This window comes from Paenarthrobacter sp. A20 (genome assembly GCF_024168825.1).
Classification (GTDB): domain Bacteria; phylum Actinomycetota; class Actinomycetes; order Actinomycetales; family Micrococcaceae; genus Arthrobacter.
This window is the reverse complement of record NZ_JALJWH010000001.1, coordinates 2201811-2226611: the sequence shown is the minus strand read 5'-3', so window position 1 is coordinate 2226611 and position 24801 is coordinate 2201811. Positions and strand designations below refer to the sequence as shown.

At 64.0% G+C, this 24801-nt stretch carries 23 protein-coding genes; 10 read left to right on the top strand and 13 right to left on the bottom strand.

Features of this window, described 5'->3' with window-relative positions:
* Positions 1-10: 10 nt before the first annotated feature.
* Positions 11-1030, bottom strand: coding sequence for a nucleoside hydrolase (locus J3D46_RS10555; protein WP_253466914.1), 1020 nt, complete (start codon positions 1028-1030; stop codon positions 11-13).
* 95 nt (positions 1031-1125) lie between these two features.
* A complete protein-coding gene (locus tag J3D46_RS10550; protein ID WP_253466911.1) occupies positions 1126-2577 on the bottom strand; it encodes an MFS transporter in 1452 nt (483 codons plus the stop codon).
* Positions 2578-2711: 134 nt separating this feature from the next.
* Here J3D46_RS10550 and J3D46_RS10545 point away from each other — a divergent pair, with 134 nt between their 5' ends.
* Both J3D46_RS10545 and J3D46_RS10540 read left to right on the top strand, forming a co-directional pair.
* Complete coding sequence (locus J3D46_RS10545; protein ID WP_253466908.1) at positions 2712-3485, top strand: GntR family transcriptional regulator; 774 nt, start codon at positions 2712-2714, stop codon at positions 3483-3485.
* Between the two features lie 35 nt (positions 3486-3520).
* A complete protein-coding gene (locus J3D46_RS10540) occupies positions 3521-4420 on the top strand; it encodes a ribokinase (RefSeq protein ID WP_253466905.1) in 900 nt (299 codons plus the stop codon).
* On the opposite strand, the gene J3D46_RS10535 is transcribed toward J3D46_RS10540, so the two are convergent.
* A complete protein-coding gene (locus J3D46_RS10535) occupies positions 4366-5427 on the bottom strand; it encodes an SDR family oxidoreductase (RefSeq protein ID WP_253466902.1) in 1062 nt (353 codons plus the stop codon). The genes J3D46_RS10540 and J3D46_RS10535 overlap by 55 nt on opposite strands.
* A complete protein-coding gene (locus J3D46_RS10530) occupies positions 5424-6026 on the bottom strand; it encodes a TetR/AcrR family transcriptional regulator (protein ID WP_253466899.1) in 603 nt (200 codons plus the stop codon). The genes J3D46_RS10535 and J3D46_RS10530 overlap by 4 nt, the downstream gene beginning before the upstream one ends.
* A gap of 81 nt (positions 6027-6107) precedes the next feature.
* On the opposite strand from J3D46_RS10530, the gene J3D46_RS10525 reads away from it, so the two are divergent.
* Positions 6108-6377 (top strand): type II toxin-antitoxin system Phd/YefM family antitoxin, encoded by a 270-nt coding sequence (locus tag J3D46_RS10525; RefSeq protein WP_231342524.1) that lies wholly within the window; start codon positions 6108-6110, stop codon positions 6375-6377.
* Complete coding sequence (locus J3D46_RS10520; RefSeq protein ID WP_308292023.1) at positions 6374-6775, top strand: type II toxin-antitoxin system VapC family toxin; 402 nt, start codon at positions 6374-6376, stop codon at positions 6773-6775. The genes J3D46_RS10525 and J3D46_RS10520 overlap by 4 nt, the downstream gene beginning before the upstream one ends.
* Here J3D46_RS10520 and J3D46_RS10515 read toward each other — a convergent pair.
* The 3 genes from J3D46_RS10515 to J3D46_RS10505 form a co-directional block, all read right to left on the bottom strand.
* Positions 6772-7056, bottom strand: coding sequence for an acylphosphatase (locus J3D46_RS10515; RefSeq protein ID WP_231342537.1), 285 nt, complete (start codon positions 7054-7056; stop codon positions 6772-6774). The genes J3D46_RS10520 and J3D46_RS10515 overlap by 4 nt on opposite strands.
* 95 nt (positions 7057-7151) lie before the next feature.
* Entirely contained in the window at positions 7152-7985 is an 834-nt protein-coding gene (locus J3D46_RS10510) for a glycosidase (protein ID WP_253466893.1), read from the bottom strand.
* 145 nt (positions 7986-8130) lie between these two features.
* A complete protein-coding gene (locus J3D46_RS10505; RefSeq protein ID WP_253466890.1) occupies positions 8131-9162 on the bottom strand; it encodes an adenosine deaminase in 1032 nt (343 codons plus the stop codon).
* Positions 9163-9245: 83 nt separating this feature from the next.
* On the opposite strand from J3D46_RS10505, the gene J3D46_RS10500 reads away from it, so the two are divergent.
* From J3D46_RS10500 to J3D46_RS10490, 3 genes are all read left to right on the top strand, one after another.
* On the top strand, positions 9246-10160 hold the full coding sequence (locus J3D46_RS10500) for an MSMEG_6728 family protein (protein WP_231342546.1): 915 nt from the start codon (positions 9246-9248) through the stop codon (positions 10158-10160).
* Between the two features lie 118 nt (positions 10161-10278).
* Positions 10279-10641 carry a DUF1622 domain-containing protein gene (locus J3D46_RS10495; RefSeq protein WP_231341189.1) on the top strand — a complete coding sequence of 121 codons (363 nt, stop codon included), beginning with the start codon at positions 10279-10281 and terminating at the stop codon, positions 10639-10641.
* Positions 10638-11657 (top strand): alpha/beta hydrolase, encoded by a 1020-nt coding sequence (locus J3D46_RS10490; RefSeq protein ID WP_253466887.1) that lies wholly within the window; start codon positions 10638-10640, stop codon positions 11655-11657. The genes J3D46_RS10495 and J3D46_RS10490 overlap by 4 nt, the downstream gene beginning before the upstream one ends.
* Before the next feature lie 3 nt (positions 11658-11660).
* Here the strand turns inward: J3D46_RS10490 and J3D46_RS10485 are convergent, their stop codons facing one another.
* Positions 11661-14087, bottom strand: coding sequence for a Tex family protein (locus tag J3D46_RS10485; RefSeq protein WP_253466884.1), 2427 nt, complete (start codon positions 14085-14087; stop codon positions 11661-11663).
* Positions 14088-14175: 88 nt separating this feature from the next.
* On the opposite strand from J3D46_RS10485, the gene J3D46_RS10480 reads away from it, so the two are divergent.
* Complete coding sequence (locus J3D46_RS10480; RefSeq protein WP_231341192.1) at positions 14176-14472, top strand: hypothetical protein; 297 nt, start codon at positions 14176-14178, stop codon at positions 14470-14472.
* 54 nt (positions 14473-14526) lie between these two features.
* Here J3D46_RS10480 and J3D46_RS10475 read toward each other — a convergent pair whose 3' ends face one another.
* The gene (locus J3D46_RS10475) at positions 14527-14961 is read right to left on the bottom strand and encodes a CBS domain-containing protein (RefSeq protein WP_231341193.1); all 435 of its coding nucleotides are present in this window, start codon (positions 14959-14961) and stop codon (positions 14527-14529) included.
* A 338-nt stretch (positions 14962-15299) separates the two neighbouring features.
* On the opposite strand from J3D46_RS10475, the gene J3D46_RS10470 reads away from it, so the two are divergent.
* A complete protein-coding gene (locus J3D46_RS10470; protein WP_253466881.1) occupies positions 15300-17516 on the top strand; it encodes a hypothetical protein in 2217 nt (738 codons plus the stop codon).
* 91 nt (positions 17517-17607) lie between these two features.
* Here the strand turns inward: J3D46_RS10470 and J3D46_RS10465 are convergent, their stop codons facing one another.
* The gene (locus J3D46_RS10465) at positions 17608-18060 is read right to left on the bottom strand and encodes a nucleoside deaminase (RefSeq protein WP_231341195.1); all 453 of its coding nucleotides are present in this window, start codon (positions 18058-18060) and stop codon (positions 17608-17610) included.
* Positions 18061-18171: 111 nt separating this feature from the next.
* On the opposite strand from J3D46_RS10465, the gene J3D46_RS10460 reads away from it, so the two are divergent.
* Entirely contained in the window at positions 18172-21747 is a 3576-nt protein-coding gene (locus J3D46_RS10460) for a TM0106 family RecB-like putative nuclease (RefSeq protein ID WP_253469198.1), read from the top strand.
* On the opposite strand, the gene J3D46_RS10455 is transcribed toward J3D46_RS10460, so the two are convergent.
* The 3 genes from J3D46_RS10455 to J3D46_RS10445 all read right to left on the bottom strand — a co-directional run bounded on the left by J3D46_RS10455 (position 21734) and on the right by J3D46_RS10445 (position 24798).
* Positions 21734-22531, bottom strand: a complete 798-nt coding sequence (locus J3D46_RS10455; RefSeq protein WP_253466878.1) for a triose-phosphate isomerase family protein — start codon at positions 22529-22531, stop codon at positions 21734-21736. The two genes, J3D46_RS10460 and J3D46_RS10455, sit on opposite strands and share 14 nt — an antisense overlap.
* A 6-nt stretch (positions 22532-22537) precedes the next feature.
* Positions 22538-23887, bottom strand: coding sequence for an MFS transporter (locus J3D46_RS10450; RefSeq protein ID WP_231341198.1), 1350 nt, complete (start codon positions 23885-23887; stop codon positions 22538-22540).
* A gap of 146 nt (positions 23888-24033) precedes the next feature.
* Positions 24034-24798, bottom strand: a complete 765-nt coding sequence (locus J3D46_RS10445; protein ID WP_253466875.1) for an SDR family NAD(P)-dependent oxidoreductase — start codon at positions 24796-24798, stop codon at positions 24034-24036.
* Between the last annotated feature and the right edge of the window lie 3 nt (positions 24799-24801).

Genomic DNA, 24801 nt, shown 5'->3' with positions numbered 1-24801 from the left:
TTCCCGCCAGTCAGGCGACGGGCGCCGCCTCTGTTGCTGCCCGTTCCGTCAGCCAGGCTGCCTGCAGGGTACCCAGCAGGTGAGGCGCGAAGTCCTCACCGATTTCCAGGACCACGCGGCAGCGGGCACCGCGCTGATCCGGCAGTCCGACGTAGAGTCCGCGAAGATCGCAGACCGTCTGGCCGCGGCCCGGTCCGTCGGTGGTGTCCACCTGGACCCGGACCGTGGGTGCCACGGCGAGCTCCACTCCCCGGACAGCAATGGCGGCAGCGAGGGGATCGTGCATCGCCGAGCATGCCCGGCCGAAAATATCCACGTAGAAGCCGAAGTAGTAACCCAGCATCTCACCAAGCGCCTGCGAGACCGGGTGCTCCGAGGCGAGCAGTTCCTGGCGGTGGTTCTCCTCCAGGACGTTGGTCATGGTGACATCCAGGGGTACCAGGGTCACGTTCCAGTCCGCCGCCAGGACCTCGGCAGCGGCTTCGGGATCATTGGCGATGTTGGCTTCGGCCACCGGGGTGATATTCCCCGGCGCCAGCGCCGCTCCGCCCATGATGGTGACCTCGGCAATGAGCTCAGGCAGCTTGGGTTCCAGGCGCAGGGCTTCGGCGATGTTGGTCAGCGGACCGATGGCCACCAGGCGCAGTTCCCCCGCGTACTGGTGGGCCAACTGGACAAGGAGTTCCGCAGCCGAAGCTTGGACCGGTTCGCGGTCCGAAGGAACCAGGTCCACGCCGCCGATGCCGTTGTCCCCGTGGACATGCGGTGCACCGCCGTGGAAAGTACCTACCTGCGGATCGTGCGCACCGATCGCCACGGGGATGTCCGGGTGGCCGGCCAGGTTCAGCAGGTCCAAGGTGTTCCGGGCTCCGCCGGCCGCACTGACGTTGCCGCTCACGGTGCCGATGCCCACGAGGTCCGCCAACGGCGAGGCCAGGAGGTAGGCCAGGGCGAGGGCGTCATCGATGCCGGTATCGCAGTCAAGGAAGAAGGGGGCGGCGGTGCCCGTTGTCATGGGGCGCTGTGTCATGGTCTCTCGTTTCAGGTGGAGCGGACGGCTTGTTCTGTGGAGTGGTGCGAAGCTGCGGTGAGTGGCACGCGGGAGCCGCGTGCCGGCGTCGTGCGCTAGATCTTTTCGCCCTTGGGAGCGGCGATGAACAGGCTCACAACGAAGGCGAGGGCCGTGATGGACACCGAAATCCAGAGGGCCGTGGAGTACCCGGCTGCGGTGCCCAGACCCGCGAACGGGGCGACGACTACGACGCCGAGGCTCGCCCCGATACCGAAGGAGGCACCGTTGATGCCAGGCAAAGCGGCGGGCGCTTCCTTGGGCGACAGCAGGACGGACAGGCCGTTGATGGCAGTCAGGAAGAAGCCGTTGTAGAAGATGCCCAGGGCTGCGATGGCGATGAGGACAGCGATCTGGTTGTGGGCGAACAGGGCAGCGACGATGGCGCAGGCCAGGCTGGTGGCGGTGCCGACGCGGACCGTCTTGATCCAGCCGCGTCGGTCGGCGATCCAACCGGCCAGCGGAGCAGCGAACACACCGATGAGCGCGGCAGGAGTCAGGAACAGCAGTGCGGCCACCGAGGCGGTCAGTCCGAAGCCGCTTTCCTTGTCCTGGCTCAGCAGCACCACGGTGAAGTTGATGATGGCGAAGATGCCCGCGAGCGTCAGCACGGTGGTGGCGATAACGGGCCAGACCTGGCGTGAACGGAGGTGGTGGACTGCCACCAGCGGGGTTTCGCGCTTCTTTTCAATGAGCCAGAAGGCCGTGAAGGACGCAATGCTGCCAGCGAGCAAGCCGAGTGCGGCAGGTGAGGTCCACCCGGCGGACGAACCCGTGGAGACGAAGTACGTGATGAAGACCAGGAACACGGACAGCGAACCTGCGCCCCACCAGTCCATCCGGCCCGGAGCGACGGCGGACTTGCCGCCGGGCACCACTTTGATGACGCAGACGACGGCGATCGCGGCCAGTACCAGCACGGCAACAAAGATCGACTGGAAGCCAAGGGTCTCGGCCATGAGCCCACCGAAGTAGCCGTCAACGCCACCGACGCCGCCGTTGATGGCAGCGATGATGCCGATCGAGGTGCCGAAGAGTCGGGCGGGCAAGTACTCGTTGAGCACGATGTAGGAGAGCGCAAAGATGGCACTGGAGACACCCTGCATGAACCGGCCGGTGACCAGCAGCGGGAGTGTGGGCGCGAAGATGCAGAGCACAGTGCCGGCACCCATGATGGCCAGGACCAACAGCAGTGCATTGCGCCTGCCGATGAAGTCGCTCCAGCGCCCGATCACAGGACCGGAGATGGCGCCGGCGAGGAAGAACATCGACTGCACTTGCGCCACGGCCTCGGGTGTCTCGCCGAAGAAGGAGCCGATGTGCGGGAGTGCCGGGGTGATCATGCTGGCGTTGAGCTGGAAGGCCAGCACGGCAAGCACCAGCGTGGTGATGAGAAGCGCGGCGGCCTTGCCTTGGAAGCGGCCGTGCTCCGCGGCTTTGGCAGGTTCGGTTGCAGCTGGGGCTTGCGGGTCCACAGTCTGCTGGCCTGTGGCGGTGGGGATGTTCACATCAAACTCCTTTGTCCGAGGCGCGGGGCGGCGCCATGAGATGTGAGTTGTTATACAAGCATGTATTACGAGCTTGTGCAACCTGTCACAGTCATCCGGTACAGTATCGGTAACCCATCTCAAGTGAGGCACCCTTGACCGACAATGCCGTCCAGTTCCTGTCCCGACCCATCTCCACGCAACCAGGGCAGCCCCTGCGCGTCGCGGCCTACTCCCGCATCGCCGAAGCCATCCGGACCAAGATCCTGCCGCCCGGTTCGCTGCTCCCCACGGAGACCGAGCTGGGCACCATGATGGACGTCAGCCGCACCGTGATCCGGGAAGCGCTGATGTTGCTGGAAGAGGACGGCCTGACCCGGGCACGACGCGGCGTTGGGCGCTTCGTGGCCGATTCACTCCCCCGCATCGGCATTGAACACATCCGCCCGTTCGATCAGCTTCTTGGTGGCCCCGACCAGGACATCCAGGTCAAACGCGTAGCCGCCATCAAGCAACCGGCGTCTGAATTCGTGGCGCCTGGTATCGGCGTCCAGCCGGACGAAGACGTGTGGTTCTGGGAAAGCGTGCTCATCCGGAACGGCGAGCCCGTGGCGCACCTGCAGGAAAATGTCTCGCAGGGAATCCCCGAAGCTGAGGCCCTCGCGGAAGCGGCAGAGGCTCCTACACTTTCGGCCTCCACGCTGCTGGAGGTCCTCGCCGGACTTCCCGGTGCCTCCCTTGGCCCCGGCGAATGCCAGATCAGCCTTAGTACCGCCGGTCCCAGCCGCGCCAAGCTGCTGGGCCTCCGCCCCTCGGACCCCGTACTGGTCCTCACCCAATACGTACGCCGGAACGGCAACGAGTTCTACCTCGCCAAATGCCTCGTGGCAGCCAAGGCCGGGCACCTCTCCGTCATCCAGTCCTCCTGATTCCTTCCCTGTCTTACTCCCGAAAAGGACCTTCCATGAGCACGTCCCCCCAGCCTGCTGCGCCCTCTTCCCTTACCGTGGTGGGCAGCATCAACCTCGACATCACGGCCACCGCGGGCCGGCTCCCATCGCCGGGTGAAACGGTTGGCGGCGGCGTCCTCCGCCAGCAGCCCGGCGGAAAAGGCGCCAACCAGGCGGTCGCGGCGGCCCGGCTCGCGGGCACGTCCCGCATGGTGGGGGCAGTGGGCCAAGACGACGCCGGACTCAGCCTCATCACGGCAATGGCAGGTGCCGACGTCGACGTTCAGGACATTGCCCGGGTGGATGCGGCCACGGGAACAGCACTGGTGCTGGTGGACAGCGACGGCGAAAACCAGATTGTCGTCTGCCCCGGCGCCAACGGCTCCGTGGCCTTGGACGGTGTCACTTTCGGCGCCGAAGAGGCTGTCCTCTGCCAACTCGAAGTCGACCAGGACGTTGTCCTGGAAGCCGCTCGGCTGGCCAAAGGATTCTTCGCCCTGAACGCCGCCCCTGCAGCGCCGATCCTCCCTGAGCTCCTGGAGCGGTGCGACCTGGTGATCGTGAACGAGACTGAGTATGAGCTGATCCCGGCCCTTCGCAACGCGCCTTTGGTTGCCGTCACGTACGGTGGCGACGGCTCGGCGATCTTCGTCGACGGCGAACGGGTCGCCGAGGCCCCGGCCGTACGTGTCACGGACATTGCCAACACCATCGGAGCCGGGGATGCTTTCTGCGCTGCCTTGGTCCTGGCCGTCCAGTTCGGCCTGGACTATGCGCATGCTTTGGCCGTGGCCAACGCCGTAGGCGCGGACGCTGTTCGGGATGCCTCATCGCAGCCGGCTTTGAAGCCGCTGGAGCACTACATCGAGGCTACGCGGCCCTCTCTTGCTGCAGGTACGGCCGCCACCAAATAGTCGGCCCAGCGCTTCAAGGCAGTCTCGACAGGCGGGTGGCGCAACCCGCCCGCCTCCGCCAAGGCGACCGCGTCCGCCGTCGGATATCCATCGTCGGACAGGAACGACAACGTCTCCGGGTCTGCCCCAGTCAGCTTGGCGGGCAGCTTCTTCAGCAAGGCGCTGGGGATCTTCAGCCGTGGGACCCGAACGTTGAGGTGCTCCCCCAGCATCCCCAGCAGCTCCGGCAACGGGGGTGTGGCGTCGTCGAGCACCCAGTAGGAGGCATTTTCCGCTTCGGGCGTGGTGGGGACCAGCGCCATGAACGAAGCCAGATAGTCGGCCGTGACCACCGGGACGAACGTGCGCTCATTGCCCGGCAGCACGGGCAGCTTTCCACGGAAGAGCTCCAGCACGCTGGCGGCGAGGCCCACCACCTGCCCGGACTCGCCATTGACGGAATCCCCGATCACGGTGGCCGGGTTGACCATGGTGAACCGAACGCCCAAGGAACGCGCGGTTGCCTGCACTACGGCGTCCGATTCCACTTTGGACCCCTCGTAAGCGCCCAGGCGCTTGTAGTCCTTGGCGCGGCGGGAGTCATCCCATGGCACCTCGGCCGGGTCCTGGCCGCCCACCCGGTAACCGGACAGATGCACCAACCTGATCAGCGCCGGCAGCTTGGCGGCAAAGCGAACCACACGCTCGGCGCTGGTCACGTTCGCGGCATAGGCCGCCTCGGCAGTCATGCCAAAGGCGAAGGCGCCGGCGACGTTGTGGACTTCAGTTACCGACCTGCAAGTGTCCGACGTCGGATCGAGGCCCAAGTCGCCCGCACTGAAGTCCACGAGTACCTGCGCTGCGGTTCCGTTGGCGTCGTGCCCTGCCAGCCACCCAGCCAGCCGGTGGAAGGAATCTTCCGTGCGCACGGCGGCCGTGACAGTCACGCCTTGCTGCAATAGTTCGCGGACCAGCCATCTTCCGATGTGGCCCGTGGCGCCGAATACCAGAGCGTGCCGGGAGCTCATACGCTGGCCTCGCTGTGAACTGCTGTCATCAGCATTTTGAGCGTCCCGGCAGCAGCGTCCAGGGGCTGGGTGGACTTGTGGGCGCGGGACAGAATGAGGGCGCCCTCCACCAGGCAGATCATCGATGTCGCCACAGGCTGCGCCTGCTCTTTCCCGAGCCCGAACGTCGCCAGATAGCTGGCCACTGCGCTGACCCAGGCGTCATAGACCTGGCCGCATGCCTCCCTGAGCGGCTCGTTCCCAGACCCTGTGTCCAAGGCAACGGACGAGACCGGACAACCGGCTTGATAGTCGCTTGCTTCCAGAATGCCCTTGAGTTCGGCGACCAGGGTGTCGACCACGGCGTTGGGCGAGGAAGCCGTGGTGGTCGCCCTGCCGATCAGCTCAGCGAATTGATCGCCCGCCAGAGCCACAGCGGCGATCCCGAGTTCGGTTTTTCCTTCCGGGAAATGAAAGTACAAGGAGCCTTTTGGGGCCCCGGATCGCGCCAGCACTGTGTTGAGCCCCGTTCCGTGATAGCCGTGAAGCTGGATGAGGGCGAGCATGGAGTCGACCAAGCGCTGCCGGGTTGCGAGTCCTTTGGGGTATGAGGAAGCCATGCCTGAATAATAGACCAGTCTATATATTTTAAGCCAGCCCTCCGGCTATTGAGCACAGTGCTACGATTGCTACGGAGGGTGATGATGACAACTATTCCGCACCGGGAACTGCGCAACCAGAGCAGTAAGATTCTGGAACGCGTCAGGAATGGCGAAGTTATCGACGTCACCAACAATGGCGAGGTGGCAGCCACCCTCATTCCCCCGTCGGCTTCACCCTTTGAGCGGCTGCTCCAAGCCGGTAGTGTCCGACCAGCCAGTCCTTCACCTGTGGACTTCCGCACCCTGCCCCGCGTCAGCAGCGACATGACTACAACCGGGATCCTGTCTGATCTGCGCGGGGATCGGTGATCGTCTACGCGGACACATCCGCGATTCTGAAGCTTGTTGTGGAAGAAAACGAATCCGAAGCCCTGGCCGCCCATCTCCAAGGAGTCCGGGTCGCGGGAGGCCACTTGGTGACGTCGATGCTCCTCTATACCGAGCTTCACTGCGCAGCACGCCGCCGCAGCCTGCCCTTTGATTCAGTCAACGATGTTCTTGCCGGCCTCAACCTTGTAGATGTCACCCGCACGGATTTGATGTTTGCCTCGGCGCTGCCCGGGCAACTTCGTAGCGCAGACGCAATTCATCTGGCAACAGCCATCAGATTGCAAGTGGACTCCATGGTGGCGTATGACCAGGAACTGCTCCTGGCTGCCAAGGAATCCGGACTCATGACTGCGTCACCGGGCCCCGGCGGCTCCTAATCCACGATCCGGAAGGTATCGAACTCCCCTGTGGCCTCGGAAACCCTGAAGTCAACGTCCGCCACGCGGCCCGGGGCCAGCGACGACTGGAGCCATGTCACGAGGTGCTCAACATCGGAGACAGTTCCCTCGGCGACCAGCTCCACCGAGCCGTCGTGGTTGTTTCGGACCGTCCCTTTCACGCCGAGCTCGTCCGCTTTCCGGGCAGTCCAATAGCGGAAACCCACACCTTGGACAACGCCGGTGACGCGGGCCGTGAGGCGAACGGTTTCGTCAGTCATGGACCCACCTTAACGAAACCAGCCCTTGTTCGTCCCACTCGCCGTTCAACGGTGAGCAAAGCGAACTAGGGCAGGTTTCGAACCGGCGAAAAGACTTAGCCGATCACAATGTCCCGCGTCACGTGGCTGTACGTGATGGTGACCGGACCGCCGTCGTGGTTCAACTCGTGGTTGGCACCATCGCGGGCACCGAACGCACCGTAGTTCTCGTCCCACGACCGGTTCAGCGCGATCTTGTAGGTGTAGAAGCCGGCGGGCAGTTCAGCCGTCAGCGTCCACACCTGGACCAAGGGATTGAATTCCATCTGGGCTTCGTCGTACTGCGGGGCCCAGTCCTCGGGTGCTCCAAGGATCTTGTTGAAGTCACCGGCAATCGCGACAGCCCCGGGCTGCGGCACGGTCTCGACGGCGGCAGCCGCCTTCGTCTTGGCCGGCGCCTTGCGGGTGGTGGCCTTCTTTGCTGCCGGCGCGACCTTCACCGCCGCGGCCTTGGGTTCAGCTGCCTTCTTCGAAACCGCACGCTTCGGTGCCGCCGCCTTTTTAGCCTGGGGCTTCGCAGGCGGGGCCGTCGGAACGGGAACGTCGGCAGGTACCGGAGTTCCGGCGTCGAGCGCTGATCCGAAAGCGGAGACGTCCGGGAAGGCGACCGTCGCACGCAGGCCGTCGTCCGGAATGGTCCAGCCCGAGCGGCCCTTGACCAGCCAGCCGGCCTTGACCAGCTTGGCCGACGCCGAAGTGAGGGTCTTGTGGCCGCGGGGAATGCCGCCACTGAGGAGTTCAGCCTCGTGGTCATTGAAAGGTACGCGGACGATCGCTTCGGCCAGGACTTCGCCGGCGTTGAGGGTTGTCTCGGACCACACGCCTTCAGCGAGGATGTCCAGTACGGCCTTCAGACGAAGGTTGGTGTTCTCGGCGGTGTTCGCGCCCATGCTTCTCCTTCAACGGTGGATACTCCATTGCAGTTTGCCAATGAATTGTTAATTCCCACGACTGCAAATGGTAAACACCGTGTGTCGTGACCGAGTGTGACATCCCGGGTGCCGCAAGTGATTTACCGGTCTCGGCTGTCGGCCTCTAGGGGTGCGGCACCGAGGCTTTGACCCACTCCGTCACCTCGTCCAACAGCACCGACTTCCGGGCGTCACTGGCAAAGGAGGACCGGATGGAGTTGGCCGCCAACGTGGCCTGCTCCGGAACCGAGAACTCCAAAACCTTGGCCAACTGCTCAAAGTTGTCATCCACGTAGCCACCGAAGTAGGCGGGATCATCCGAGTTCACGCTGACGTTCAAACCGATGGCCAGCATCTCCGGCAACGGGTGGTCAGCCAGCTTGTCCACCGCGCGCAGCCGCACGTTGGAGAGAGGACAGACTGTGAGGGGCACCTGTTCGGCGACGAGCCGCTGCACGACATCCGTGTCTTCCATGCAGCGGATGCCGTGGTCGATCCGCTCGACGTGAAGCACGTCCAACGCCTCGGTGATGTACGACGCCGGACCCTCTTCGCCCGCGTGGGCGATCCTCCGCAAGCCCGCCTCGCCGGCACGCTGGTACAGTCGCTCAAATTTCGACGGCGGATTGCCCACCTCTGCGGAGTCCAGCCCGATGCCCGCGATCGGTGCGTGCATGGCCAGGAGCTGGTCCAACACTTCGAGGGCGGATTCCTCGGACATGTCACGCAGGAAAGCGGCGATGAGGAGGGTCGAAACACCAAAGTCCTCTTCAGAGGTCGCCAGCGCGTTGGCTACACCATTGACGCAGGTCTCCAGCGCTACACCCCGGGATACGTGGGCTTGGGGGTCCATCATGATTTCCGCGTGGCGCACTCCCCCGGCGGCGGCCCGCTTCAGGTAGGCGCGGGTCATGTCCGTGAAATCCTGCTCGGTCTGCAGGACGGCCATGTTGGCGTAATAGAGGTCCAGGAAGGATTGCAGGTCCGTGAACTCGTACTTTTCCCGGAGTTCTTCGATGTCTTCGTACGGCAGTTCAATGCCGTTTCGTTCGGCCAGGGCAAAGATCAGCTCTGGCTGGAGAGTCCCTTCGATGTGCAGGTGCAGTTCGGCAACCGGGGGCGCCGTGGTGACAGTTTTCTCGTCAAAAGTTTCCACCCTGCAACTCTAGGCCCCATCAATGGCACGTGTCCCGGAGCACTCAACTTGGTTCTCACGCCCGGCACCCTCAAACTGAAAGGATGCAGACTTTCCTCCCTTTCGCCGATTTCCGTGAGAGTGCCGCGGCGCTCGACACTTCAAGGCTCGGCAAACAGCGCGTCGAAGCACTCCAGGTCCTCCGCGCGTTGGTGATCCCGGAGTACGGTTGGCAGCAGCACCCCGCCGTCCGCATGTGGATGGGCCACGTCCCGGCGCTGACCCTCTATGGCCTCGCGATGGCCGACGAGTGGATGGAACGCGGCCACCCGGACAACACGCGGGACAACATCGCGGAGTTCGCGCCTCAGGCGGCACACCCTGACTACGCATCCCGGATCATCATGCCGCCATGGCTCGGACACGAGGACCTGCACCTCAGCCACCGCTCCAAGCTGCTCGGCAAGGACCCCAAGTTCTACGCCGATGTTTTCCCCGGCGCCGAGGAAAAGCTCGAGTACATCTGGCCGGAACCCAAGCACGAGTTCCACCCCGAAGATCCGGAGGAAGACGCCCTGTTGATCCTCCGCGCCAACGTGGAGGACCTCCGCCCGGAGCAGCTCACCACGGTCAGCATGCCCCCGCACGGCAAGTCCAAGGCCATCCCGGCCGCAGACCCTGATGAGTACCAGTTTGTGTACGCAGAGGAGAAATCCCGCCGGCACGTCGGCGCCCCCAAGAAGCGCCCCGTCGCGCAGCGCGAGAAGAAGCCGACCCGGAAACGCCAGGCACAGGAGCAGGCCTTCAACACCCTGCCCGGCAAGACTGAGCTCGCTGTCCCGTTCGACGGCGGGCAAACCTTCGCTGTCGGGCTCATCCAAGGCCGACCCATCACGGTCGATGGCCGGTTCGCCCGCAACTTCGAGGTCACCAACGTGATCAAGCGCTCCGATTTCGACTACCCCGCACTGCTGCAGGACCCCCGGGTGTTCTTCCCGGTCCCGGCGCCCGCGGAGTAGCGGAACGTTCGAACAACGCGCGACGGCGGCAGCCAGGTTCCGTTTCAACGGAACCTGGCTGCCGCCGTCGCTATTTGTTGTGTGAGACGGTGGAGGCACGCAGCTATGGAGGAGGGCCATGGATTTCCAGCACGTCATCGAAGAAGTCGGCCGGTACATGGACGCCGTCGGGGTGGCAGTCATGGTGATCGGCGCCCTGGTATCCGTCCCCCTGGCCCTGCGTGGCTACCAACCGAAACGGGCTCGCGGGCTCACGCCGTTCTCCCCGTACCGCTCGTACCGGCAACTGCTGGGCAGGTCCATCCTCCTGGGCCTTGAGCTCCTGGTGGCCGCCGACATCATCCGCACGGTCGCGGTGACTCCAACGTTCGAAAGCGTCGGTGTCCTGGCAATTATCGTGCTGATCCGGACGTTCCTTAGCTTCTCCCTTGAATTGGAAATCACGGGCCGCTGGCCGTGGCAGAAGGAAAAGGACGCATGACGCAGCCGTGGAGCCCGGACATTCTTGGCGCAGGCTTTGAGCAGCAGACGCTGAACCTCGACGGCGGTGCTGTCGCCACCCTGGTCCGGTATCTCGGCTCCGGCCCGCAATGGTTGGATGCCCCGGAAGGCGTTGGCCTCGACGCAGATGTCCTGTACGTGCACGGCTGGTCCGACTACTTCTTCCAGCGCCACGTCGCCGAATTCTGGCACCGGGCCGGTGCACGCTTCCACGCCCTGGATCTGCACAACTACGGCCGCAGCCTGGCGCCGGGACTCGTTCCGGGTTTTGTCACCAACCTGGCCGACTACGACGCCGACATCGCGGCCGCCCTGTCAGCCATGGGCCGCTCCGGTGTTCCTGGCGAGGACCGCCCACTCATTCTGCTGGGCCACTCCACCGGTGGGCTCACGCTCAGCCTGTGGGCATCCCGCCACCCTGGCGTGGCGTCGGCCCTGATCCTCAATAGCCCCTGGCTGGAATTTCAGGCCACTGAACTCGGCAGGCGCGCGATTGCACCCCTGGTGGGGCTCCACGCAAAGCTCCACCCGCTGGCACCCCTGCCGCCGGTGGATCCGGGCATCTACACCCGTGCCGTATCAGCTACGCTCGACGGCGAATGGGAGTACAACCTTGACTGGCGGCCGGACCGGGGCTTCCCTGTTACGCCTGCATTCCTTGACGCCGTGTTCCGCGGGCAGGCCACCGTTGCGGCCGGCCTTGGCATCGACGTACCGGTGCTCGTCATGCTCTCGGACAAGAGCTACCTGCAACCGAAATGGTCAGCCGACGCCCTCACAGCCGACGTCGCGCTGAATGTCGACGCCGTCGCCCACCGTTCGCTGTCCTTGGCGGACACTGTCACCGTGAGCCGGCTGCCGAACGCGTTCCACGACATCTTCCTGTCCCCCGAACCCATCCGGCGCGAGGCTTTCCAGCGCATCGGCCGCTGGCTTCCCACGGCGCTGCAGCCCTCGGAGGCAGTGGCGTGGGAAGCCAGGACGGCGGGCCTGTAGGAGTTACTTGCCGAGACCGGCCCGGCGCAGAGCTTCAGCCATGGCGGTGTTCGCGGGCTCCGGAGCCTGCTGGGGCTTGCCTGGCCGCGCGCCGCCCTGACGACGATCGCCCTGGCCCTGCCGCGGCGCCCCTTGGCCAGGCTGGCCGGCACGCTGACCACCCGAATTCCTGTCTCCGGAATCCCGTCCACCCGAAGCACGTCCACCGGAGCCGCGGCCGCCCGCGGTGCCGGGTTCGTCGTCGAGCCTCAACGTCAAGGAGATGCGCTTACGCTCAGGGTCTGCCTCAAGGACCTTGACCCGGACCACCTGACCGGACTTCACGATTTCACGCGGATCGGAAACGAACTTGTTGGACAGCGCCGACACATGGACAAGGCCGTCCTGGTGGACTCCGACGTCCACGAAGGCCCCGAATGCGGCCACGTTGGTGACGGTTCCCTCGAGGATCATGCCGGGCTTGAGGTCGGAAATCTTCTCGATGCCCTCCGAGAACGACGCCGCCTTGAAAGCCGGACGCGGATCGCGGCCAGGTTTCTCCAGTTCGGACATGATGTCCTTGACCGTGGGCAGGCCGAAAGTGCCATCGACGAACGCCTGCGGATCCAGGGACGTAGCGGGTCCACCTCCGGCTGCGACCAGGATCTTGCGGGCCACGGAGTACGCTTCCGGGTGCACGCTGGAGGCATCCAAGGGTTCGGCTCCCCCGGTGATCCGAAGGAAGCCGGCGCACTGTTCAAAGGCCTTCGCACCCAAGCGCGGGACCTTCTTGAGGTCGCTGCGCTTGGCGAAAGGCCCATTCTCATTCCGGTAGGCCACGATGTTCTCGCTGAGCAATGGCCCTACGCCGGCCACCCGGCTTAGCAGTGCGGGCGAGGCCGTGTTGACGTCCACACCCACGGCGTTCACGCAGTCTTCCACCACGGCATCCAGTGAACGGTCCAGCTTCGCGGCCGTGACGTCGTGCTGGTACTGACCCACACCGATGGACTTCGGTTCGATCTTGACCAGTTCCGCCAGCGGATCCTGCAGGCGGCGGGCGATGGACACGGCACCTCGCAGCGAGACATCCATGCCCGGAAGTTCAGAAGCTGCCAGTGCCGAAGCGGAGTACACGGAGGCCCCGGCCTCCGAAACAACCAGCTTCTGGATCCCCTTGGATCCGGCAGCTTCGAGGGACTTGATGAGTTCCGTGGCCAGCTTGTCCGTCTCGCGGGAAGCCGTTCCGTTGCCGATGGCGACGAGTTCCACGTTGTACTGCTTGGCGAGCCGGCCGAGGGTGGCCAACGCCTCGTCCCACTTTTTCGCAGGGGCGTGCGGGTAGATGGTGTCCGTGGTGACCACCTTGCCAGTGCCATCCACGACGGCCACCTTCACACCTGTCCTGAGCCCCGGGTCCAGGCCGAGCGTGGAGCGGTTGCCCGCAGGAGCGGCCAGCAGGACATCGCGCAGATTGGCGGCGAAAACGCGCACAGCTTCATCTTCGGCGTCGGCGAACATACGTCCGCGAAGGTCGGTGGTGAGGCGGTCCAGGATGCGTCCCCGCCAGGCAAGCTGGGCCGTCTGCGTCAGCCAGGTATCGGCGGGCCGCCCCTGGTTGGCGACCCCGAGGCACTTGGCCACAGCGTTCTCGTACTTCCCGCGGGCGGCGGCCAGGGCGTCGTCGTCGGCCGGGTCCGCCTCGGCGAGATCCAACTCCAGGACACCGTCCTTTTCACCACGCAACAGCGCGAGCACGCGGTGCGACGGCATGCCGGAGGGCACCTGCGTGAACTCGAAGTAGTCCTTGAACTTCTGGCCCTCGGCCTCCATGCCCTTCTTGACACGGGACACCATGCGTCCCTGCTTCCAAAGGCGTTCGCGGAGGTCCTCGGCGAGGTCGGCGTCCTGCCCGACACGCTCCACCAGGATGGCGCGGGCGCCTGCGAGCGCCATGGCGGCGTCATCGATGGAGTGCTCGGCGTTCAGGTACTTGGCGGCTTCAGCAGCCGGGTCCAGTTGCGGGTTGGCGAGCAGGACGTCGGCCAGCGGTTCCAGCCCGGCTTCACGGGCGATCTGGGCTTTGGTGCGGCGCTTGGATTTGAAGGGGAGGTAGATGTCCTCCAGACGTGCCTTGGTATCAGCGCCGACGACGGCGGCTTCCAGTTCCGGAGTCAGCTTGCCTTGGGCGGCAATCGCCTCGAGCACGGACTTACGACGTTCCTCCAGCTCACGCAGGTATCTGAGCCGTTCTTCGAGGTCGCGGAGCTGGGTGTCATCGAGCGTCCCGGTAACTTCCTTGCGGTAGCGGGCGATGAACGGGACGGTGGATCCGGCGTCGAGCAGTTCCACCGCGGCCTTGACTTGCCAGGCCTTGACGCCGAGCTCGGCGGCGATCTGGGCGTGGATGGCGGAGTCAGCTGACTGGTGTTGGAGATTTGAAGTCACCATGACAGTTTGCCTCACGTGGCCGACAGTTTCCGAAGGGAGGTATCGGGAAGCCCTATCCCGGCGGCGCCGTTAGTGCTGTAGTTGGACCATGCAGGAACTGCTCATCATCCTTCAGGACGGCTTCGTCTCCGATGACGTCACCGTGACCGTCAACGGCAAGGAAGCCGTCTCCGAGCGCGGCATCTCCACCAAAATGTTGCTGGGGATGGCCGACGAAGTCACTGTGGAACTGCCGGCCAAGGGCGCCACGGTGGGAGTGGAAGTCAGCAGCAGGAAACTCAGCGCAACGAAGAAGCTCGTGGGAAAACCAAAGAGCCTGATCGTCTCCATCGAAGAAGGCGAACTCGTACTGCGTGAAGGAACGGGCCGCGAGGCCTTCCTCTAAGGAAGGCCTCGCGGCGGCTGGATTGGTTGCTGGGCTCAGCGTGGTTGCTGTTCCTCAATGGGCCATGTGTTCCTTGGCGGAGATGTGCTCCACCATTTCGCCGAGGCGCTGTTCTGCGTAGTGGTTGCGGGCAATATCGCCCTGGCTGATGATTCCTACCAACTTGTGGTCGCTGATGACGGGCAGGCGGCGAACCTGGCGGTCCTCCATCATGGTGACGGCCTCGTCCACGTTGGCGTCGGCGTCCACCCAGTACGGTTTGCCGGTTGCGAGCTCGCGGGCAAGGACTTCGCGGGCATCCTTGCCTTCGGCCAAGCACTTGACCACGATGTCGCGGTCGGTGATGAAGCCGGTGAGCTTGCCGTCGGTGCCGCAGATGGGAAGTGAACCGCAGTCCAGGTCCCTCATCAGCATGGCGGCTTCCTGAAGAGTCTTATCCTCGGCGATGCACTGTGCATTCGTCGTCATGAATTCACGTACGGCACTCATGGGTCCTCCTTCATCGATTGGGGTCATCGACGCGGGGCCTTCGGCACGGGTCCTTCGGCTCCGGGCGCCGATGATGCCAGCCTACGCTCGGCGGGAACACCTGACCAGACGATCCAGCCCCTTCCGGACGGCAGAAAACAACACCATTCCTCTGGATATAATCCATTCGCTGGAGTATCCTCATTTTGGGTTACACACGGCTTCTGGGCATTGGCCATTCGGACTCATATTGAGCACTCATCACGCGCACCCGCCTCGCCCTGAACCGTCATGCCGTTCATGTGCAGATCCATGAACGAACGCATATTGACTGCTTGAAGAGCGAGAAAGATCTCCCCATGGACACCCCCAACGTCCCCAGCACCTACTACAACCCTGACGTCTCCCTTGAACCTGTCCAGTCCCTTCCCTCCACGGAATTCTGGAGGTGCCGGCGACCCGCAGCGGTCAGCGGGCGATATGAAGGTTTTCAAGGCAACCCCGGCCCCATCGGAAGCGCAGTGGACCTCCGTTTGGATATCGACTCCCGCGACGGCGTCCAGTCTCCTGTCATGAACAAGGTCAGCGGTGACTTCTACAGCACCCGCTTCGTCAAGGTGGCAGGGGTCAACCAACTTGTGAAGACCTATGTTGAGTCCTGGATCGTGGACACACCCCTTGTGACGTTCACCGATACCGACGTACACATCCTCGGAACCGTCCGCTATTGGAAAGGAACCCATCCTGCCACCACGGTGGACATTGTGGTGTCGTGGTCCCACGGCGCAGTCACGGGAGCTGTTGCCACCTTTACTTCCGGCGGAGTCCTCGGCCAGCCCTACGCGTGCACCTACCGTTCGGACGCCTTCCGCGACATGAACCTGGAGTTGGATTATTGCTCGTCCGTAGACATAGAACCCAAGGTTCCCATCTACAACAGCCACGCCCACAACAACCGACCCGCGGACCTGCCCAACCGGACCATCACCATCGAGTCGTCGTATAAGGACGCCGGAATCGCGGTCACCGTCGATCCGGTCCATACAGTCATCGACGACAGCGCCGCGGGCTTTGCTTCCTGGAATGTCGGCGAACTCCACGACGCCATGGAAACCTCGTTCGGCAAGTACAACTCGGGCTGGCCTGCGTGGAACATGTGGGGCATCCAGGCCGGCATCTTTGACAGCGCGGGGGTGGGTGGCATTATGTTCGACGCCGCTGCGGGCTTTGGCGGCGCTGGTCGCGGACCCGACCGCCAGGGTTTTGCGGTATTCCGGAACCATTCCTGGTTCACCAACCTTGTCTCCAACCCCACCACCCAGGATCAGGCCTGGGCCATGCGGCACTTCCTCTACACCTGGGTCCACGAAGCCGGGCACGCCTTCAACTTCCTGCATGCCTGGGACAAAGCCCGCCCGGATGCACTGTCCTGGATGAACTACGACTGGAAATACGATCAGCGCAACGGCACGGACACTTTCTGGGCCAACTTCCGTTTCCGCTTTGACGACGACGAGCTCCTCCACATGCGCCACGGTGACCGGGCCTCCGTGATCATGGGTGGAGATCCCTGGGCCTCCGGCGGGCATCTGGAATCCCCTGCCGGCGCCATGACGGTCTCCGGGCCGGGCAGCGACGTTGAACTGACGCTCTCGGCCAAGGACCACTTCGACTACATGGAGCCCGTGTCCATCGAGTTCCGGCTGCGGAATACCACCGACGTGCCCGTCATGGTGGATGGCAGGCTCGATCCCCGGTACGGCAACACGACGGTCTACGTGCAGAAGCCCAACGGAACTGTGGTGCTGCATGAATCGGTGGTTTGCTTCTACGGACTTCCGGAGATCGTAACGCTGGCTCCTGCGCCGGTGGGCGACGACGACGGCAGCGACCGCTACAGCCAACTCGTCCAGCTCGCCTACGGAGTGGGAGGCTTCGCTTTCGACGAGCCCGGGCAGTACCTGGTCCGCGCCGTCTATGCCACGGACGGCATCGTCCAAGCGTCCAATACCTTGCCTCTTCGTGTCGGTTTTCCCGGCACCCGTGAAGAGGACCGGTTCGCGCCGGAGTTCTTCACGCGCGAGGTGGGCCTGACCCTCGCTTTCGAGGGCTCCATGTCGCCGTATCTCAGCAAGGGCCTGGACGCATTGACCGAGGCGGCCGGGCGTTTCGGTGGCGAGCCCTTGGGCGTCAAGGCTGCCACCGCCGTCGCGCAGTCCGTGGGAGATGACTTCTACCGCCGCAAGGACGAAAAGATGGTCAAGCACCACAGCGCCGACCCTGAGCGTGCACTGGCGCTGACTGATGCCGGCCTGGCCAGCTACCAGCAAGGCGCCGGCGCGGCAAGCAACCTCGCCTACCGCGGCCTGGTGGAGCTGCGTACCGAACTCCACGCCAAAGCGGACAGTACCGCGGCCGCGAAGTCCGAGGTCGAGACCCTCGCCAAGGATCTGGGCACCCGTGGCGCCAACGCCGCAGTGCTGGCCCAAGTCAAGGAACTGATTCCATCAACTCCGGCGGCCCGTTCCCGCCGGTCGGCTCCGAGGAAGCCTGCCAAAAAGCCGTCGGATGGCTAGCTGGTATATGGATCCTCTGTAGCCGGCGACGGCGGCACCCCGCCCTTGGTGCCGCCGTCGCTCTCTCCTTGCCGCCGCTTAGTCGCGGCGGCTACTCAGCGATGTCCTCGGCCCACAGTTCGGCGTGTTCTGCCTGGAATGCACGCATCATGTCCACGCAGCGCGCATCGTCCAGGACCACTACCTCGACGCCGCGTGAACGCAGGAGGTCGAATTCGCCAGGGAACGTCTCGGCTTCGCCCACCACTACGCGCGGGATCTTGAACTGGATGATGGTTCCCGTGCACATCGCGCAGGGCGCCAACGTGGTGTAGAGCGTGGTGTCACGGTATGTCTTTTGGCGTCCGGCGGCACGAAGTGCGGACATCTCGCCGTGCGCAATCGGATCGCCGTGCTGCACCCTTTCGTTGTGGCCACTGGCGATGACTTCTCCGCCCCGGGCCAAGGCCGCCCCGATGGGAATGCCGCCCTCGCTGAGGCTCTTCTGTGCGGCCTGGTACGCGGCTTCGAAAGCAGGGTCAATGGTGGGGGCTGTTTCAGTCATGGGTGCAGTCTAGGTTGGCCCGACGCTACTTTGCCGGAAGGTATTTTGTCGGTGCCCGCTGATAGCTTGGCTACAAGGATTTCAACTGGTGTGGAAGAGAGGTGGGTCGCTGTGTTCTTTCTCGATCCGGAGACAGCGGGCGCCCCGCAGGACCTGGTCTTCTCGGCCAGCGACCTCGTCATCGCGGCCACCTGCGAATACCAATTGCTCCGGAAACTCGATGAAAAACTCGGCCGGTCACCCAAACCGGACTTCGCGGCGGACGCCATGTTGGATCGCACGGCCAAGCTGGGCGACGTACACGAACATCGCGTACTGGACGAGTTCGTGGCTGAATTCGGGCACTGGGACGCGGCAACAGGAAAAGGCGTTTACGACGTCGTCCCCGCCACTTCGATGGACCGTGCCACCCTGACGGCCAAGCATGCGGAATCCGTCCACGCCCTGCGCCTCGGAGCGGATGTAGTATTCCAAGCCGCGTTCTTCGACGGCCAGTTCCACGGACGCTCGGATTTTCTGGTCAAGCAACCCGGCGGACTGTATGCGGTGTTCGATACCAAGCTGGCCCGCCATGCCAAGGTCACAGCACTTTTGCAGCTTGCCGCCTACGGAGACCAGCTCCTCAAGGCCGGAATAACCCCGGATCCAACCGTCACCCTGGTGCTGGGCAACCGCGTCCACAGCGACCACCCCCTTGCGCAGATCCTCCCCGTCTTCAAGGAACGCCGGGAACGCTTCCTCGGCATGACAGCTGCCCATGTTTCCGAGGCCGGCCCCGCGGAGTGGGGCGACACCCGTTTCTCCGCTTGCGGCCGCTGTGACTACTGCGCCGAGCAGGTCCAGCTGAACAGGGATCTGCTCATGGTGGCTGGCATGAGAATCAGCCGTCGCAAGAAACTGATCGAGACCGGGGTGACCACCATCGATCAGCTCGCAGCCATGCCGGCCACTGGCGACTCGACGCTGCTCAGGCTCCGCGAGCAAGCCCAACTCCAGACCGGCACAGGCACCCCGGACGGCACCGTCAACTACACGGACAAAACCGGTAAAGCCAAATCCGTTAGTTACAAGGTGCTCCCGGATAACACATTGGGAAGGCTCCCCGCTCCCGATCCGGGCGACATCTTCTTCGACTTCGAGGGAGACCCCCTCTGGCAGGATCCCGCCAGCGGAAAGTGGGGCCTCGAGTATCTGTTCGGGGTTATCGAGAACCCAGTGGGACCGGGTGCCGAGCCTGTTTTCCGGCCATTCTGGGCGCACTCACGGGTGGAGGAAGGCCAAGCGTTTGTGGATTTCCTGGAATACGTTGCCAAGCGCCGCGCCATTTACCCCGGAATGCACATCTACCACTACGCGGCCTACGAAAAGACGGCCCTTCGCAATCTTTCGCTGACGCATGTGGTGGGCGAAACCGCCGTCGATGACCTCCTGCGCCAAGGCGTCCTGGTGGACCTCTACGACACCGTCCGGCACAGCATCCGGGTCTCCGAGAACTCCTACAGCATCAAGAAGCTGGAACCCCTCTACATGGGGCAGCATCTGCGCTCGGGTGATGTCACCGACGCCGGTGCCTCCGTGGTTGCCTACGCCGACTTCTGCACTGCCAGGGACACGGGCCAAGCCCAGCAAGCTGCCACCATTCTCGAAGGTATCCGGGACTACAACGAATACGACTGCCTCTCAACACTGGAGTTGCGTAACTGGCTGCTCGCCCGTGCTGCGGAGCGCTCGATCGTTCCGGGCGGCCCCGTGGAGGACGAGCCCCGATCAGAGGCCGAGCCGGAGAAGTACGAGGCACCACCGGAAGAGAAGGCCCTTTTCGACTACCTTGCCCGGTTGCCCGAAGATGATCAGACTCCATCGGACTTCCGGGCCATCGGCATCGTCGCCGCCGGAGTCGGGTATCACCGCCGCGAGGACAAGCAGCACTGGTGGGGGCACTTCGACCGCTTGGAAAAGCCGACTTCGCAATGGGACGAGTCCCGCGATCTCTTCATCGTGGACCACGTCGAGTTGCTGCAGGACTGGGCCAAGCCAACCCCTCGCAGCAACCCTGCACGGATCGTGAAACTGCTCGGCCGGTCAGGTGACGGAGCCGGACTGGACCGCGGCAGGAAGTACTTCCGCATGTACCAATCCCCGTTGCCGGACGCGTTGGCGGCCAAGGAATCCCCGGTGCTCGGCCGTGCGGGTTGGGCTGGAACGGAGGTCATCGACGTCGGCGAAGAGGGAGACTTCGAATCGGTCACCATCGCCGAGAAACTACGCAACGATTCGACGGAGTTCACACAAACCCCCATGGCGCTGACCCCGGACAGCCCGATTCAGACGAATGGGCAGCGGGCCGCCTTGGCCACGTTGGCCACCAAGCTCCGCGCATCGTTGCCTTCCTGGCCCAAGGATCCGGCCTTGGACCTGGTCCGCCGGCAGCAGCCGCGGCTGCGCACCTTGGCCCACCTTCCAGCCATACCCTCCGGGCCCGATGGCTACATTAATGCCATTACGGCGGCAGTGAAGGACCTGGACCATTCCTACGTGGCAGTCCAAGGTCCACCGGGCAGCGGGAAGACCCACGTGGGTGCCCACGTGCTTGCCAGGCTGGTGGCCGACGGGTGGAAAGTCGGGGTCGTGGCGCAATCCCATGCGGTCGTGGAAAACATGCTCTGCGCTGCCGTGGAGAAGGCCGGTGTCGATCCCCGCCTCGTGGCCAAGGATGTCAAGCACAACGATCCGGTGCCCTGGACGAACTGTGCCAAGGGCGACGTCGAAGAGCTGCTGGCCCGGCCAGGTGGGGCCCTGATCGGAGGCACCGCCTGGACCATGGTGGGCAAGGAAGTCCCGGCCGGTTCGCTTGATCTCCTGGTCATCGACGAAGCGGGACAGTTCTCGCTTGCCAACACCATGGCCGTCAGCCGGGCAGCCAAACGGCTCCTGCTGCTGGGCGATCCACAGCAGCTTCCGCAGGTCACCCAGGGCAAGCACCCGGAACCGGTTGATGAATCAGCTTTGGGCTGGTTGTCGGAGGGCTACAACACGTTGCCCGCACATCTGGGCTATTTCCTGGCGTTGTCGTGGCGCATGCATCCGGAGCTGTGCAGCGCCGTTTCCGAGCTGTCCTACGACAATCGGCTCGAGGCTGCCCCTGCGGCGAAGGAACGATCCGTGGAGGGCGCGGCTCCGGGTATTTCCTGCGTTTACGTCACGCACACCGCCAACTCCACTGCCTCGCAAGAAGAAGCTGTTGAGGTCGTGCGGCAAGTCCAAGCACACCTCGGCCTGAAGTGGCTGGACCCTTCCGGCTCCCCCGAAAACCGCCCCCTCGAGGAAACAGACATCCTGGTGGTCGCCGCTTACAACGCCCAGGTCCAGCTCATCAAGCATGAGCTCAGGGCAGCAGGGCTGGGCAAGGTGCGTGTGGGTACCGTGGACAAGTTCCAGGGCCAGGAAGCACCTGTGGTCATCGTTTCCATGGCAGCGTCGGCAGCTGGCGAAGTTCCCCGCGGCACGGAATTCCTGCTGTCCCGCAACCGGATCAACGTGGCGGTGTCGCGCGGTCAGTGGCGTGCCGTCGTCGTGCGTTCGCCGGAGCTTACCAACTACCTGCCGACGCATCCGGAAGGCCTGGAGAACCTTGGCGGATTCGTGGCCCTCTGCCAGCGGAGTTTTTGTACACCTAATGCCCTTTAGAAGGCGTCTTAGGGGCATCTGCTGTACAAAAACTCAGGGCTTCGTCCAGGACCCGGCCAAAGTTGGTGGCGTCGTGCGCGAACCGGCCAAGGAAAAGCCCTGACACCCCGTCCAGCTGTGGCAACAAGCCTGGTTGTGCCGATCCGCCGTAGATGACGGGAATTCCTGCCAGTCCGTGGTGGCCCAGCGATTCCCGTAGCGCGGCCGCTACCCGCGAAACATACCCGGCTGAGGCGGGCTCCGGGGCACCGATCGCCCACACAGGTTCGTAAGCGATAACCAGTTGTGAGGCAACGGACCAGTCACCTGCCACTGCTGCCTTGATCTGCCGGAACACCGTATCAGCCGCCGCCCCCGGATCGCCGACGTCGCGTTCCCCCACACACAGCAGCGGCGTCAGCCCGGAGTCGACGGCGGCGCTGACCTTGAGCGCGATCATCGCCTCGTCTTCTGCAAAGAAACGTCGCCGCTCGGCATGACCGATTTCCACCAGGCCAGCCCCGAGTTCAGCAAGCATCGACGGAGAAACCTCACCCGTCCACGGCCCATCAGACCAGCCGCAGTTCTGGGCGCCGAGCACCAAGGATGTGCCCTCCAGCATCCGTGCCGCTGCGGGCAAAACCGGAAAGGACGGGATCACAAACGGGACCACCCGCCCGGCCGCAAGGGCCGGACGGGCGTCCACTTCTGCCACCAGCTGCTCCAACCACGCCAGGCTCTGCGCGTAGCCCATGTACATCTTGGTGCTGACCCCGATGAACAGGGTGTCAGGAGCAGAGAGCATCACGATCTACTTGCCCAGCAGTTCGTCGGCCTTGTTGCTGAAGCGCTTGGTACCGAACATCAGCAATGCCGCAACGAAAGGCAGGACGCCCAAGGCGTAGACGCCCATGGTTCCCGTGTCCGAAGCCGTGACCTGGTTGACCGTGGTGCGCAGGATCGGGGCGACGAACCCGCCCAGGTTTCCGAGGGAGTTGATCAGCCCGATGCCGGCAGCCGCGGCAGTTCCGGTGAGGAACGCCGTCGGATACGACCAGCAAATGGGACCGGTGGACAAGAAGCTGCACACCGCCAAGGTGATGAAGATGATGCCGAGCGCGGGCAGCTGGTTGGCGCCCGCCCACGCGGATCCGAAGATGCAGAGCCCCGTGGAGATGAACAGTGCCGTGCCCCAACGGCGACGACGCGCCACCGTGTTGGCGGCCTTGCCGATGAAGTAGCAGGCGAAGATTCCGAAGAACCACGGGATAGCCGCAAGAAGTCCGACGGCGATGCCCACCTTTTGTCCGGTCAGCTGCGCCACCTGCTGGGGCAGGTAGAACGTCACACCGTAGACCGCTACCTGCAGGCAGAAGTAGATGACGGTGAAGTACCAGACGCGGCCGTTCCGCATGGAGGCCAGGACGCCCCGGGGACCCGTTTCCTCCTTGACAGTGTCTTCGAGTGCCATGACGTCGGACAGCGCCTTTTTCTCTTCCTTGGTCAGGAACTTAGCGTCTTGTGGGCTGTTGATCAGGAAGAAGTAGGCGGCGATACCGGCCAGGACGGCCAGCATGCCTTCGACGAAGAACATCACCTGCCAGCCTGCAACGCCCGGGACCTGGTCACCGATGTTGATGAGCCAACCGGACAGCGGTGCACCCATCATCTGGGAGAAGGGCTGGGCCAGGTAGAAGATGGCGAACATCTTCACTCGGACCTTGTTGGGGAACCACGCCGCCAGGAACATGATGACGCCCGGGAACAAGCCGGCCTCAGTGACGCCCAGCAAGAACCGGAGAATGATGAACGACGTCTCGCCCTGCACGAAAGCAAAACACGCCGAGACGATGCCCCACGTGATGGCGATGCGGGCGAGCCACACCTTGGCCCCGAACTTGGTGAGCAGCAGGTTGCTGGGGATCTCGAACAGCGCGTAACCGATGAAGAAGATCCCCGCGCCCAGGGCGTAGGCGCCCGCTGTGATGCCCTTGTCCACTTCCAGCGCTGCTTCTGCGAAGCCAACGTTGGTGCGGTCCAGGAAGGCCACCACGTACAGGATGACGAGCATCGGCATGAGCCGCCGTGACGCTTTGGAGATCGCCGATTTGAGGACCGGCGTATCCAGCAACTCCTTGGTGGAATTGGTGGCAACAGACATTGAAACTCCTCTTTGAGTGACAGGAAACAACTAATGCAGCCGCGGTCAGCGCGGGAAGAAAATGAGCACCATGCCCACTGCGCAGGCAAGGATGCCCACGGCAAGGTAGATCTTGCGTTCTCTTGTCCAGGTCCGCATGGGGGCGCCTAGTGCATGTACAGTCCGCCATCCACATTCAGCGTCTGGCCGGAGATGTATCCGGAGTCCTCGCTGATGAGGAAGGCGATGGCGGCAGCAATGTCGCGGGTGGAGCCCACCCGGTTCACCACAAGGTCCTTGGTGAGTTCGTCCTTGCGTTCCTGGCTCAGGGTGCCGCCCATGATGTCGGTGTCGATGGGGCCGGGGGAAATGGCGTTGACGGTGATGTCGTACTCACCCAGCTCACGGGCGGTTGCGCGGGTCAGGCCGATGACGCCGGCCTTGGCCACCGAGTACGGGGTCTTGGAGAAGGTTCCGCCGCCACGCTGGGCTGAAACGGAGGAGATGTTCACGATGCGGCCGATGCGGTTCTTGACCATGGACTCGGCCGCGCGGCGGGTGGCGTAGTGGACGCCATTGAGGTTGATGTTCAGGACCCGGTCCCATTCGGCCGGTTCGAGTTCGAGGTAACCAACAGGCGAGCTGACTCCGGCAACATTGGCCAGGGCGACGATCTGCGGCAGTTCTGCCTCCAGTTCGTCAATGGCGGCGCGGACCTCGGCCTCGCTGGCCACGTTGGCGCCAACGCCGTGGGCCTGGACGCCGTATTCCGCGGCGATTTCCTTGGCTGCGATCTTGCAGGCGGCGTCATCCAGGTCGATGATGCCGATGTTCCAGCCTTGGGCGGCCAGGTAGTTGACTGTTGCGCGGCCGATGCCGCGTTCGGAAACGGCGCCGGTGACGATTGCGGTGCGTTCTGCGGGGAAAGTCATGTG